Genomic DNA, 15,112 nt, shown 5'->3' on the forward strand with positions numbered 1-15,112 from the left:
GATGAGCATACAGACCCTTGACACCCCTGAGCAGCTAGCAGCACATATCGATGCGTTGATAGCAATCGAGCCGAGATTTGCGCCGGTCTACGAGCAAGTGGGCTTACCGAATCTGCGGCACAATACTGGCGGCTTTATGCAATTGATGCGAGCGATGGTCGGCCAGCAGTTGTCTGTCGCTGCTGCAACCAGTATTTGGCAGCGTTTGCTTGATACCGGCTTGACCACTCCTAGCATGATTCAGCACGCAAGCGATGACGCGCTCAGAGCCCAAGGCTTATCTAAACAAAAAATTCGCTATATTCGCTCTTTGGTTGCGCATGATATAGACTTTGCTAGCCTAAAAACCCTACCAGATGAGGAAGTGATAAACATCCTAACCACCGTCACAGGTATCGGGCGCTGGACGGCTGAGATGTACTTATTGTTTTCTTTACAGCGCGCTGACATCCTCGCTGTTGATGACTTGGCGATCAAAGTTGCCGCCATGACACTGCTGGACTTGCCTGAGCGTCCTACCCCAAAACGACTCCACTCTCTAACGCAGCATTGGTCACCTTACCGTAGCACAGCCAGCCTATTGCTTTGGTCGTATTACGGGCAGCTGCGTGATAAGACCGCTGTGCCTATCTAAGAACCCATGATTTATATAGTGATTTCAGTATAAAAACGATACAGTGGGACTGGGATGAATTTTACGCAGCATCTGTCGGCGTAGGCACAGCACGCAAGAAAAATTTATACCAGTCCCACGTTGACATACAATGTATCTGTTTTATTTAGAATCGATTATAACGATTATAGTTTCTATAGCAATGCCACGCCTTATATGGCTGTCTTTTTAGGGCTGGTTCCATATTGACAAGCCAAACTTGCGTTTGGTGTGCTTAAACTTCCTCTTTTTTAGCGCACGGCCTTTTTCTCTGAGCGCCTTGATGCCATGTTGTTTTTTGATCGCCGTGGCGTCAGGCGACGCGGCAGTCTTTTTATCTTTGCTGGCTCTATGGTCTTTATCCAGATCTATGTTGTGGGCATCATCATGATGTTCATCTTGTTTTTTATCCATGTCGTCGCGAGCAGGATTGACGCTACCATCTGCCCTATTGGCTATGTCGTCATCTTTTGACACGTCACCTGCAGACCCGTCGTTATCAGATTTTTGCTCACTGTTTGCTTTAGACGACGCAACATCGGTTTGATTGACTATCAGCTGCTGCGTAGGCAGTGCGTGCTCGACGTCGTATTTTTTGACCTGAGTTAATATATCAACGAACACGACGTTTTGCTTATCATAAAATTCCGTCACATCGTTGGCGTTGATATAGGCTTGCAGCTGAATCACATAGCAATCTTGGCGCAGCTCTAAGATATTGACCTGATTCCATTCTTGGTTGGTCAAATAATGCTCATTTAAAAACTCATCTAAGTCTTTGACCATCTTAAAGACCACATCGATATCAGCCGTACGCTTAATATACAGCTGATGAAAAAACCGAAACATATCACGCGAGGTAAAGTTTTCGATTTGCATCGAAGAAAAATCACCGTTTGGCACAGTGACGATGGTACGCGTCAAGGTGCGCACGCGTGATGAGCGAATACCGATATCGATGACCGTGCCTTCATACGTGCCAAATTTACAATAGTCCCCTATACGTACGGGAGAATCTGCGACCACCACCACACTACCGACGAGGTTTTCGATGGTCTTTTGCGCACCAAGCGCCAATGCCAGACCACCGACCCCTAGTGCGGCAATCCCTGTGGTCAAGTCAAACCCTAAATTGCCAAAGATGACAATCACCGCAAAGATGAGCAGCAACGCTTTGACAACTTTTCTGAGCAGACCCAAGATGGAGACACGCTCGGTATAGTTTTTCTTATAGCTTAAATTGACTGCGCGGGTAAATATCGCATCAATGACGCGCAGTAATAACCAAGTCAATGCCAACCACGAGGCAATATCAGCAAAACGATTGACCGGCTCTCGCAGCGTCACCGAGACGCCAGCATAGACCATCACCTCAGATAGTATCAGCGCCATAATGACCACAGACAGTGGCAGTATTACTTTGTTTGGCAAAGGTAGCGGGACGCCGCGTACTCGTGGATAGGCGATTCGCAAAAGATGATACAGTAGCCAGACTAAAATATAAGTAAAGACAAAACTACTGACGATCATCGTCAGCGCCGCCACTAAGTCCGCCATCTGATAACCAAACAGCTTTTTGCCTTCCAATGAGTCAAATGTATAGCGAGACACCAACGTCGGCTCGGTGTTTTCTATCACTTCGGGTACCGAGCTGAGCGTCTCACTAGAAAACTGCCAATACTGTTCGCCTTGCTTAGACAGCACTCTTTCAAGCACCAACGGGACGCTTGTTTCTCCGACATTGATGACCCCGACGTTTTCTTGGCTCGGCGGCAGCTGATCGGTTAAATTGCCTTCTGGGGTATTATTTATCTGCAAATCAGGCTGAAAACGGCCGCCAGCATCTAGTGCTTGCTTAAACTGGCGCACGACCGTGGTGGGATTGTCCGACTTAGACAAATTAAGGTAATTGCTCGCCAGCAGGTAGTCGTTTTCGCCCAGCGCCTTAATAAACCCTTGTACCGTATGGCGCGGCGTATCGCGTCCAAACGAATCTGGTATAGGCGTGCTCGCCGACCCTTCACTGCCAGTCGTGCCATTTACGCCAAGCGTTGTCGTTTCTGCAGCAAAGGACGCTGCGGGCAGCAGTACGCTCATCGCCATGATAAGCAAAAACATCATAGTGATAAACGGCGCTTTTAGGCTGGTAGACAATACATCTGGAGCCTGACGAAAAGTCAGATGGTGCTTAATAGACAAAACAAACCTCTTAGCTTGATAAGTGGCACGAAAAGGGCAGATAGAACCCTTACTATCATAACAATTATTTATCACAACAGTGCCTTTGATTGCATGTTTTTGTAGATGGCTGCCGTCAGATTCATTTAGGGGCTTTGCTTTACCGCTCCGACCATGAGCGTCATTCAACCTACCTTGAGGAAAGATTAGGTTAAAGTGGTTTATAAATGGCCAGTTTTTGTAGATAATGAGCGCAGTTTTGCTTATTTATTTCTTTTTGTAATTTTTTGCTTTTTGCAACCTTTGCCTGTATTAACATCAAAACCGTTATCTCCACCTCTTTTATATCATTCTTTTGGAACTGGCTATGTCTTTATCGCGTTCATCTTCACGTACTTATCTTCGTTTGAGTATTTTAAGTGCCTTAGGCTTATTTACCATGCAGGCTGCCACGGCGGCGACGCCCGCTAGCCATGATTCAGCGGCAGTCAATACCTCACCGGCCACTGATGATCATACACTACCACAAGTTGAGCTCGATAAAATCGTCGTCACCGCCACGCGTACGCCTACCAAGACCAGTAACGTCATCGCTCAGACTCGTGTGATCGATAGTGAAGCGCTACAGCGTTATCAGGGTCAGACCGTGGTCGATGTATTAAAGAATCAACCTGGTATTAATATCACACAAAGTGGCGGCATGGGCACAGCCAGTAATTTTTATATGCGCGGCTTTGATAGCAAACAAGTCTTGGTGATTATCGATGGGATACGCTATGGCTCTATTTCTTTAGGTAGCCCATCTCTGAACTTGTTGGCCGCAGACCAAATCGACCGCATTGAAGTTTTGTATGGTGCGTCAGGCTCTAGCATCTACGGCTCTGACGCCATGGGTGGGGTCATCCAGATTTTTACCAAAGGCAATAACGTAGAGCAGTCCAATGTTTCTACAACTGTGGGTTATGGTAGTAACAATCACTACCAAGTCGGCATCACAGGTCAGCTGAAAAATGACACGTCATCCTTGAGCTTGGGTGTCAGTCGTAACGAAACAGATGGCTTTAACGCCATTGCCAATAGCAGCTCGGCTGACTATAACGCGGACGATGATGGCTTTAAGTCCACCAACGCCAGTCTAGCATTACAGCATAAGCTTTCAGACTCTCTAAGCACGGGTCTCAGTGCCTTATACTCTGACTCTACCACTGATATTGATTCGGCAGGAAACGCGTTTCCAAATGCCTATTCAGATCAAAAGAACGGCAGTGCCAATGCTTATCTTCAATACAAAACGCCTTTAACAGTCAGCAAACTTAGCTATGGTCAAAGTATCGACAAATCGACTACTCATGACGCCAATTCTATTGATTATCAAAAAGGCAGTCAGTACGACACCACGCAAGAGCAAGCACGTTTAGAGACCAGTATCAACGCGCAACCTGGTACTGTGATTGTTGGCGCAGAATGGTTGTCACAAAAACTAGACGCCTCAGATGTTTTAGATTTTTCAGGTTATCCTGATCCTGCTGTGCAAACCCCTTATAATCCTGACGACAGAACGGTCAAAAGTGCCTTTGTTGGTTATCAGCTGGCAGACACTTATTATGACGTGCAAGCCAACTATCGCGTAGATGACAACTCACAATATGGTCATGAAAGCACCTACAATTTAGGAGCGGCGATACGCCCGTTGGCTGGCATGCGAATCGGTGCCAACTATGCGACCGGATTTCGCGCGCCAACCTTTAATGATTTATACTGGCCTGGTTTTAGCAACCCCAACCTAAAACCCGAAAGAACAAAGAACACCGAGGTATTTGTTGAATACGTAAATGATGCCCAAACGTCACGATTGACAGGCTATTACACCGATGCAGAAGACCTGATTTCTAGTGCAGCAAATATCAGTGAAGCGAAAATCAAAGGGTTAAGTTTGACCTCAGACTGGAATATGAATGACTTTATCTTTGGTCTCGGTTATGACTACTTGGATGCCAAAGACAAAACGGCAAATAGCGCAAGCTATAATCAACAGCTTGCCTATCGCCCTAAAAACAGCGGTATGGTTTATGTGGGCTATCAGCAACCGATGTTCGATGTTCGCCTCGAAGCCAAACATACTGATGATAGAGTCACGGCCGAAAGCAATAAGCTTGATAGCTATACCTTGCTGAATTTGAGCGGCGCGGTTTATATTACTCCTAATCTTCGTGCTAACTTACGGGTCGACAATATTACTGATGAGGATTATACCCTCGCCAGCCAATTCGGTAATGAGTACGCCACAGAAGGCACCAGCTACTTCGGCTCACTTACCTACGATTGGTACTAATTTGGTACTAATACTGACACGAAACTTAAATTGTAAACAAACCAAGGTCACCCAGCGGTGGCCTTTTTTTATGACGACAGCACTTACGATTTTCCGCAGCCAATAGGTGACAATCACAGACTCATCTATTACAATAACCCTCCCGAGAGGTGTTGCGCCATAATCATCGATCACTGCATCTAGGCTTTATCGCTAGGCATATCAAGCATTATGTTAGGCTCGGTTAACTGTTTATAGCATTTTTTGTTTATTAACAGCGCAAATAACGGCACCTGCGTTTTTATTCTTTTTATCAATCATTGACCACTGATAGGAGCATATTATGGACGCAGTGTCTACCACCCCATCTGCCCATACCATCGACCCTTCCTTTACTGACTATAAAGTCGCTGACATCAGCCTGGCTGACTACGGTCGCCGCGAAATCACCCTTGCCGAAGCTGAAATGCCTGCATTGATGGGTCTACGTCGTCGCTATCAAGACGAGCAGCCACTCAAAGGTGCCAAAATCGCCGGCTGTATCCACATGACCATTCAGACCGCAGTGCTTATCGAAACACTCGTTGCGCTAGGTGCGGAAGTACGCTGGACCTCATGTAATATCTTTTCGACCCAAGACCACGCAGCGGCAGCAATCGCAGCGGCTGGCATTCCTGTGTTTGCTTGGAAAGGCGAAACCGAAGAAGAGTACGAGTGGTGCCTCCGTCAACAAGTACATGTCGGCGGCGAAGCATCAGGCGAGCTTTGGGATGCTAACTTGATCTTAGATGATGGCGGCGACCTTACTGCGTTGATTCACAATGAATACCCACAGATGCTCGATAGCATCCATGGTATCTCAGAAGAGACCACCACAGGTGTGCATCGTTTGATCGAGATGCTAGGCAAAGGTACGCTAAAAGTACCCGCGATCAACGTCAACGACGCGGTGACCAAATCAAAAAACGACAACAAATACGGCTGCCGTCATAGCCTAAATGACGCCATCAAACGCGCAACCGACATGTTCCTTGCAGGTCGCCGTGCGCTAGTCATTGGTTATGGTGATGTGGGCAAAGGCTCAACCCAAAGCCTACGTCAAGAAGGCATGATCGTACGCGTCTCAGAAGTCGATCCTATCTGTGCAATGCAGGCCTGTATGGACGGCTACGAAGTATTGTCTCCGTACATCGATGGCGACAATACTGGCGGCGCAGACAGCATCAACAAGCGTTTGCTAGCAGACACTGATTTGATCGTCACAACGACAGGTAACTATCATGTCTGTGACAGACATATGCTCGCAGCATTGAAACCTGGTGCGGTCGTCTGTAATATCGGTCACTTCGACACCGAAATCGACACGCAATTTATGCGTGACAACTGGCGCTGGGTTGAGATCAAACCACAAGTACATCAAGTGTTCCGCTCGGATGATGAAAACGACTATCTGATTTTGCTTGCCGAAGGTCGCTTAGTGAACCTAGGTAACGCAACCGGTCACCCATCGCGCGTGATGGACGGCTCGTTTGCCAACCAAGTCTTGGCGCAAATGTACTTGTTTGAAGAAAAATTCGCTGATTTGCCAATGGATGCACGCGCGGACAACTTGTACGTCAAAGTACTACCGAAAAAACTCGACGAAGAAGTTGCAGCAGCGATGGTTGCAGGCTTTAACGGTACCTTGACGAAGCTGACCGAAAAGCAAGCCGAGTATCTAGGCGTCCCTGTCGAAGGCCCGTTTAAGCCTGACGCTTATAAATACTAAGGAGCGCGACTGTGAGCAAGCCTGCTTTTTCTTTTGAGTTTTTCCCTGCCAAAACTGAGCAAGGGGGTCAAAAGCTCCTAAACACCTATGACGAGCTAAACAAACTGGCACCAAGCTATTTTTCAGTGACTTACGGTGCGGGTGGCTCGACACGTAGCCGTACGCTAGACATCGTACAGACCTTATGTGCGCGCGGCGATACTGATATTGCGCCGCACATGTCGTGTATCGGTGATGATAAGGTCGAAATCGCAGGCCTGCTCGATCACTATAAAGCACTGGGCATCAAGCGTCTGGTGGCGCTGCGCGGCGATTTGCCCTCAGGTCAGATCGGTATGGGTGAGCTGCCATTTGCATTAGATTTGGTCAAGTTCATTCGTGAGCATTCAGGCGAGCACTTTCGTATCGAGGTCGCCGCCTACCCTGAGATGCATCCGCAAGCGCGTAGCTTTGAGTTTGATGTCGACAACTTAGTCAACAAGTACCAAGCAGGTGCCAACGCGGCGATTACTCAGTTTTTTTATAATGCTGATAGCTACTTGTACTTGCGTGATACGTTAGAAAGGCGTGGTATCGACACGGTCGCACAGCCATTAATCGCTGGTATCATGCCGATCACCAACTCCAGCAATTTAGTACGCTTTGCTGATAGCTGCGGCGCTGATATTCCGCGTTATGTGCGTAAACGCTTGGCGGATTTTGGCGATGACAGCAAATCTATTCGCGAGTTTGGTTTTGATGTGGTGTATCGCTTATGTGAGCGCTTAATGAGCGAAGGCGTGCCAGCCATGCATTTTTATAGCATGAACAAAGTTGAGCCAAATAAACGCTTGGTTGAAGCACTGGGCCTTAGCGCTTAGACTACTTATATAGTAATAAAAACTGGCGTTCTTAGGAGCGCCAGTTTTTTGTTGCAAGCTTTTTTTGTCATCGCGTTTTTATCTCCCCTCCTCACTTCACCAATAGTCTGCTAAGATACTAAGACAGACTATTGTTCAACCAAAGGATGAACCGACTGTGCGACGTTTTTTTTATGCCAGCAGTAATACTAAGGACACACCTTACCCGCCATTGAGCACGGTTGCGATCGGTGCCAGCATCGAATTGACCGACAGTATCGTTCATCACTGGTGCCGTGTACTACGCGCAAATATCGGCGATGAAGGGGTGTTGTTTGATGGTTTTGGCGGTGAGTATCACGTACAGCTCCAAAGCATCAGTAAAAAACACGCCACGGTGGCGGTGTTGGCTCACAGCACAGATGAGCGTACAGCGCCTATCCTCAGCCAGATTGGTCTGGTGATGAGCCGCGGCGAGCGTATGGATTATGCTATTCAAAAGTCCACCGAGCTTGGCGTGACGGCGATTCAATTACTCACCAGCCATCATGGTGAGGTCAATCTAAAACCTGCGCAAGTAGAGAAAAAACTGGCGCACTGGCAGCAAGTGGCAATAGCGGCCTGTGAGCAGTGTGGCCTCAACCGTCCGCCCCTCATCCTTACACCGATGTCTATCACTGATTGGCTGACACAGCCGTCGCGTAGCGCGCCACACCTCGCCGTCAGTCCTTTGGTCGCCGAGCTAAGCCAAGACCATTACTATCAATCCCTACAGCAGCCAGCCGATTTACGCTTGCAGCTCAGCGTGCCAGCAGCAGGACAACCTGCGACGCCAGAGGCGTTATTGCCAGTACTAAGACAAGCGGCGCCTTATATTGAGTTGCTCATTGGCCCTGAAGGCGGTCTTAGCGATGAGGAGTGCAAGCGAGCAGCGGACGCAAGCTTTGCACCTTGGCAAATTGGCGCAAGGGTACTGCGCACCGAAACAGCGCCCGTGGTGGCTTTGGCGACTTTGCACGCGTTGGCTTTATAATACAAGCGCTCGGCTCGCTCATTGTTATGATGACAAACCGACTGATTATTCACCTTTGCCATGATGAGTTCGATGATGACTACTTTTGCCCCCATCCCCATTGCCGACAAGCAGCTACTGCTGACCAAACTGTGTGAGCAATGCGATGATGCTATTTTCATTTTAGATGAAAACCTACGCTATTTGTCGATCAATGCCAGTTATGAGCTTATCATCGGCTATAGCGAGTCTTTTTTACTGGGTCGGCCGCTTGGAGTCTATGCCGCTGATTTTTTGTCAGAGGAAGAAAGAGGTGTTTTGGCGCAAATCACCAACCATCTTGATAATAGCGGCTTTTATGAAAGTGATTTTTCGATGGCCAACCGTTATGGTGAGATACTACAGTGCCATATCACGTATCGCAAGGTGGCCATAGAGGCCAAGACGTATTATATCGGTCTGATTCGCGATATGTCTTCTGCGGCCAAAGACCGAAAACAGCTGACCCATCTGCTCAATTACGATCAGCTGACCGGCCTGCCCAACCGTAAGGTTTTTTTGAGTCAGACCAGTGATTTGCTGCTCGACAGCTATCAAGAAGTAATCATCGTTCGTCTCAATATCGATCGGTATCGTAGTCTTGCAAGCCTATTGGGTCCTGATGGTATCAATCATTTAATCAAAAGCTTTGTGGCGCGCCTCAAGGCGCTAGAGCTGGGCTGTTTGCGCTGCTTTTCGCACTTTGGCGGCGATGATTTTGCGTTGTTATTTGAATGTCATGATGCCAATATGGTGCGCCATCAGTTAGATAAGCTCATGCAGATGTGTGAGCGGCCTTTTTCGATCGATAAGGACACCAAAACCGACGCCAATATCTATTGTCATATCTCCGTCGGTGTCAGCTATTTTCCGCAAAACGACACCGAGCTGACAGGGCTTTTGACCAAAGCTGAAAAAGCCTTGCATTATGTCAAGCAGCAAGGCGGCGACGATATCTGCTGGTACAATGCGGCGATCGAAGAAGCCACCGCTGGCAGCTTACAGTTAGAGGCTGAGTTAAGAGAGGCCACCACCGCTGGCCAGTTTATTCCCTATTATCAGCCAAAATTCGACTTGACGACGGGTCGTATTACCGGCTTTGAAGCGTTGGTACGCTGGCAACACCCCACCCGCGGCCTTCTCAAACCTGCGCATTTTATCAACGCCATCCTCACTCACAAACTCTCGTTTGAGCTTTTTTCTCAAATGGCGATAAAAATCGCGGCGCAACTGGCCATTTGGCAGCAGCAAGGGTTTTATCAGCATATCTGTATCAACGCGGATGCCGCCGAATTTAGCCACCCTGATTTTTTTGAGATGGTCAGTAGCCTGTTGGTAGAGCACGGTATATCGGCCCATCAGCTACATATCGAAGTCACCGAGTCGTCTTTGATACAGCGCCATGACAATGTCAAAAAACAACTAGCTCTGCTAAAAGATCTGGGTATTTGTATTGCCTTAGACGACTTTGGCACCGGCTATGCATCCTTGAGTTATTTACAAGAATACCCGTTTGATTTTATCAAAGTCGATAAAAGCTTTATCTCAAACATTGAGTCGGATCGCACCCAGTATGCCATTGTCAAAGCCATCTTAGACTTGGCCGCGGCGTTAGATATGCAAGTGGTCGCCGAAGGAATCGAGACTGAGGCGCAGCGCGATCGGTTACTGGCGATGGGCTGCCAGTATGGTCAAGGCTATTGGTTTGGAAAACCCGTGCCCGCCGAGGTCGCCACCGACATGCTCATCAAACAGTCAACCACCAAATAATATTAGCAAATACCGGCGGCTATGGTTGATTTTATCGTATCGGTAACATCAGTCTTTTCATACGGTTATTGCTCTGTGTCTTTTGCGTCTAACGTTGATTGCATAACCGATGCAAGGCAGGTTCATGACTTATCAGTGCTGTCACCAAACTTGTATAATCGCCGATGAACGCCTATCTTTTATAGTGAATTTGTTGGAATATATTAAGTCTCAAACCGACTCTGACAATCACCATTCTTTTCAATACCATTTTATGTCATCGCGCACGTAGTCTATCTGTATGGCAGCCTATTATTTATTTGTGCTTGTCAACTTACTGTAGCGAGCCTACCGACTACCGTAGTCTATAGACTGTGCCTGCTGACATGTTAAAAAGGACAGGAAGTTATGCAATACAAAGCGCCCTTACGTGACATTCAATTCGTGATGCATGAGCTACTCGATAGTGAAAGCCACTACAAAACGTTGCCTGCATTTCAAGAGGCTGATCGTGAGTTGATGGACAGCCTATTTGAAATGGCGGCAAGCTTTGCCGAAAACGAGCTATCACCTTTGAATCAAAGCGGCGATGCAGAAGGCTGCCAGTTTGACAACGGTACTGTGACCACACCCACAGGCTTTAAAGAAGCTTATAAGCAGTACTGTGAGCTTGGCTTCCCAGCGCTATCAGCTGAAGAAGAATTTGGTGGTCAAAACATGCCGTTCTCACTATCAACGGTCATCAATGAGATGATCGGTACGGCTAACTGGTCATTTTCTATGTATCCTGGCCTATCGCATGGCGCAATTCAAACCATCGAGCACCATGGCACTGATGAGCAAAAACAAACTTACCTAGAAAAAATGGTCACCGGCGAATGGTCAGGCACCATGTGCTTGACAGAAGCCCACGCGGGCTCTGACTTGGGTATTATCCGTACCAAAGCTGAGCCAAATGATGACGGTACTTATAGCATCACCGGTCAAAAAATCTTCATCTCAGCAGGCGAGCACGACCTCACCGACAACATCATTCATATCGTTCTAGCCCGTCTACCAGGCGCACCTGCTGGCACCAAAGGCATCTCACTGTTTATCGTACCTAAAGTGTTGGTCAATGAAGACAACAGCCTTGGCGAAAACAACAACGTCGTCTGTGGCTCTATCGAGCACAAAATGGGTATCAAAGCTTCAGCGACTTGCGTGATGAACTTTGATGGTGCAAAAGGCTACTTGATTGGCCCAGAAAACCGCGGTTTACAGTGCATGTTTACCTTTATGAACGTCGCTCGTATCGGTACAGCAGTTCAAGGCTTGACCGCAGCAGAATATGCGTTCCAAGGCTCATTAACCTATGCCAAAGACCGCCTAGCGATGCGCTCACTATCAGGTGCCAAAGCACCAGAAAAAGTCGCTGACCCAATCATCGTTCATCCAGCGGTGCGCAACATGCTGTTGACTGAAAAAGCCTTTGCTGAAGGCGGTCGTGCCCTCGTTTATTACCTCTCACACTTTGCGGATACTGTGGCAAAAGGCGAAGGCGATGATCTAAAATTCGCCGACCAAATGCTGTCACTCTTAACGCCGATTGCTAAAGCATTCTTGACCGAAACAGGCCTAGAAGCGGCTAACCATGGCGTACAGGTCTATGGCGGTCACGGCTTTATCAGTGAATGGGGCATGGAGCAAAACGTCCGTGACACGCGTATCGCTTGCTTATACGAAGGCACCACCGAAATCCAAGCACTCGATCTACTCGGCCGTAAAGTATTGGGCTCACAAGGTAAAATGCTGGCCAACTTTGTCAACATCATCCAGACGTTCTGCCAAGAGCACAAAGACAATGACGAGATGGGTCAGTTCATCCGCCCACTTGCCAAACACGTCAAAGAATGGGGCGACTTGACTGCACGCATCGGTATGCAAGCAACTGAAAACCCAGATGCAGTTGGCGGTGCGGCTGTTGACTACTTATACTTTAGCGGTTATGTGACCCTAGCTTACTTATGGGCGCGTATGGCCTTGGTCGCGCAGACGGCACTGGCAGACGGTACGGGCGAAAAAGCCTTCTATGATGCCAAAGTCAAAACCGCGCAATTCTACTTTGCAAAATTATTGCCGCGTACCACCACGCATGTACAGCGTATCAGCACAGGTGTTGAGCCGTATATGACCATGGATGTGGATCAATTTGCGTTTTAATAGTGTTTTTGCACTAGTATTTTGACGACAGCACACTATACTTATATCGGCAACATACCAAGGTGTGTTGCCGATTTTGTTGGTCAATTATATTTTGGTGTACGCATAATTCACGAAGAAAAACACCTGCTCATAGGCTTATTTGTTAAACTTTGCTTAGCCGTTGCTTTGATTATGAGTCGCGCAGATGACCTCAAAAAGCAATCCACACGTTTGGCACTTCTTATTTTCATCGCTCTAACTTTTATTTATTTGAACCAAAGGAATGTTTATGGCTGTTTATAATGCCCCTCTTAATGACATGCGCTTTATCTTAAACGATGTATTTAATGCGCCTGAGTTTTGGCAAAATAACGAAAACCTAGCTCATGTCGATATGGAAACCGTCGATATGATTTTAGAAGAAATGGCAAAGCTGTCAAAAAACGTTTTGTTGCCTATCAACCGTAGCGGTGATGAAGAAGGCGCAACCTTTGAGGGTGATGGCGTTGTCACCACGCCTACTGGTTTTAAAGAAGCTTATAAGCAGTATGCTGAATCAGGCTGGGTGGGCTTGAGTGGTAATGCTGAGTACGGCGGTCAAGGTTTCCCAAAGATGGTTACCATGCTGACCGAAGAGATGGTATTTACCGCCAACCAATCCTTCGCCCTCTACCCTAACCTAACTGTTGGCGCGACGCTTTGCCTCAACGCGGCGGCGTCTGAAGAGCAAAAACAAACTTACTTAGAAAAAATGTATAACGGCGAATGGTCAGGCACTATGTGCTTGACTGAGCCACATGCTGGTACTGACCTCGGCATCATCAAAACCAAAGCCGTGCCAAACGATGACGGTAGCTACAATATCTCTGGTACCAAAATCTTTATCACTGGCGGCGAGCATGACCTCACTGACAATATCATTCATTTGGTATTGGCAAAAACTCCAAATGCGCCAAAAGGCTCAAAAGGCATTTCACTGTTTGTCGTACCAAAATTCTTGGTCAATGAAGATGGTAGCTTGGGTGAGCGCAACACCTTGGCGGTTGGCTCTATCGAGCACAAGATGGGTATCAAAGCCTCAGCGACTTGCGTGATGAACTTTGATAACGCCAAAGGTTGGATGGTGGGCGCAGAAAACACCGGCTTATCTTCTATGTTTATCATGATGAACTATGAGCGTGTGACCATGGGTCTACAAGGCCTTGGTGGCTCTGAGCTGGCTTATCAAAACGCAGCATTATACGCCAATGATCGTGGTCAGGGTCGTAGTGACACCCAAATCCAAAGCCCAGAAAAGCCTGCCGATGCCATCATCCATCATGCTGATGTGCGCCGCATGCTGCTAAATGCCAAAGCCAACACCGAAGCGTCACGCTGCTTTGCCATGTATGTCGCCAAAAATCTTGACGAAGAAAAATTTAGTACTGACCCAGAAGCTGCTCAAGCCGCTGCTGCACGTGTTGCCCTACTGACGCCAGTTGCCAAAGCCTTCTTAACCGACAAAGCACTAGAAGCCACGGTGGATTGCCAGCAAGTATTTGGCGGTCATGGCTATATTCGCGAATGGGGCATGGAGCAAATCGTCCGTGATACTCGTATCGCGCAGATCTATGAAGGCACCAACGGTATTCAAGCGCTTGACCTACTCGGTCGTAAAGTTGCGCGTAATAACGGCAAATATGTCACCCATTTCTTAGGTGAGATTCGTGATTTTGTCAACAACATGCAGGCCGATCATGGCATCAAGCAGGCCACACTAGATGCAGCTGATACCATTGAAGAGCTGACCACCACAGTGCTGAGCAATATCGGCGAGCGTAAGAGCGAAATCAACGGCTGCGCGGTTGACTACATGCATGCCTTTGGTTACCTTGCTTACTCGTATATGTTTGCCTTGATGGTCGAGGCTGCCAATGGCAAAGAGGGTGAGTTCTACACCAACAAAGCCAAGCTTGCCGATTATTTCGTTGGCCGTATCTTGCCACGTATCAATGCGCATGCACAGATGGTCAAAGCTGGTAGTGACCCAATGATGAACTTTGATCTTGATTATTTCGATGTACCTGCCAACTAATCGGTCGCGATTGGTACATTAAAATATATAAAAAAAGGGACAGTTCGGTGACTGTCCCTTTTTTTGCCCAAATCATTTGGTCAGTGTTATAGGTCTATGCTATGAATATCTATGGGTATCAATGTATTCGTGAGTGATTTGACGCCGTTTGACAATATTTAGCCATTTTAGTCCATTTAGGTGACTGTCGATTGTATTTAGGATACGCCCTAGTAAAAATAACTGCTAACAAAATAATTCACCACCGAACTATCGTTATGATTAAAATAACGCAGGATACTTGTCTGATGGTGTGCCGCTCGTTGG

At 47.4% G+C, this 15,112-nt stretch carries 9 protein-coding genes; 8 read left to right on the forward strand and 1 reads right to left on the reverse strand.

Features of this window, described 5'->3' with window-relative positions; genetic code table 11:
* Nucleotide 1: 1 nt before the first annotated feature.
* Nucleotides 2–634, forward strand: a complete 633-nt coding sequence (locus tag CAP50_RS08135) for a DNA-3-methyladenine glycosylase family protein (RefSeq protein WP_100749671.1) — start codon at nucleotides 2–4, stop codon at nucleotides 632–634.
* Between the two features lie 207 nt (nucleotides 635–841).
* Here the strand turns inward: CAP50_RS08135 and CAP50_RS08140 are convergent, their stop codons facing one another.
* Nucleotides 842–2,773 (reverse strand): mechanosensitive ion channel family protein, encoded by a 1,932-nt coding sequence (locus tag CAP50_RS08140; RefSeq protein ID WP_100749756.1) that lies wholly within the window; start codon nucleotides 2,771–2,773, stop codon nucleotides 842–844.
* Between the two features lie 424 nt (nucleotides 2,774–3,197).
* Between CAP50_RS08140 and CAP50_RS08145 the strand changes: the two genes are divergently transcribed.
* The 7 genes from CAP50_RS08145 (at nucleotide 3,198) to CAP50_RS08175 (ending at nucleotide 14,806) form a co-directional block, all read left to right on the forward strand.
* A complete protein-coding gene (locus tag CAP50_RS08145) occupies nucleotides 3,198–5,162 on the forward strand; it encodes a TonB-dependent receptor (protein WP_100749672.1) in 1,965 nt (654 codons plus the stop codon).
* 322 nt (nucleotides 5,163–5,484) lie between these two features.
* A complete protein-coding gene (gene ahcY / locus CAP50_RS08150; protein WP_075100907.1) occupies nucleotides 5,485–6,909 on the forward strand; it encodes an adenosylhomocysteinase in 1,425 nt (474 codons plus the stop codon).
* Between the two features lie 11 nt (nucleotides 6,910–6,920).
* Entirely contained in the window at nucleotides 6,921–7,769 is an 849-nt protein-coding gene (locus tag CAP50_RS08155) for a methylenetetrahydrofolate reductase (protein WP_100749673.1), read from the forward strand.
* Nucleotides 7,770–7,926: 157 nt separating this feature from the next.
* The gene (locus CAP50_RS08160) at nucleotides 7,927–8,781 is read left to right on the forward strand and encodes a 16S rRNA (uracil(1498)-N(3))-methyltransferase (protein WP_100749674.1); all 855 of its coding nucleotides are present in this window, start codon (nucleotides 7,927–7,929) and stop codon (nucleotides 8,779–8,781) included.
* 72 nt (nucleotides 8,782–8,853) lie between these two features.
* Entirely contained in the window at nucleotides 8,854–10,569 is a 1,716-nt protein-coding gene (locus CAP50_RS08165; RefSeq protein ID WP_241900711.1) for a putative bifunctional diguanylate cyclase/phosphodiesterase, read from the forward strand.
* A 387-nt stretch (nucleotides 10,570–10,956) separates the two neighbouring features.
* Nucleotides 10,957–12,750, forward strand: coding sequence for an acyl-CoA dehydrogenase C-terminal domain-containing protein (locus tag CAP50_RS08170; RefSeq protein ID WP_100749676.1), 1,794 nt, complete (start codon nucleotides 10,957–10,959; stop codon nucleotides 12,748–12,750).
* Between the two features lie 271 nt (nucleotides 12,751–13,021).
* Nucleotides 13,022–14,806 (forward strand): acyl-CoA dehydrogenase C-terminal domain-containing protein, encoded by a 1,785-nt coding sequence (locus CAP50_RS08175; protein ID WP_100749677.1) that lies wholly within the window; start codon nucleotides 13,022–13,024, stop codon nucleotides 14,804–14,806.
* Nucleotides 14,807–15,112: the final 306 nt, after the last annotated feature.

Source organism: Psychrobacter sp. L7 (genome assembly GCF_002810365.1).
Lineage (GTDB): Bacteria > Pseudomonadota > Gammaproteobacteria > Pseudomonadales > Moraxellaceae > Psychrobacter > Psychrobacter celer.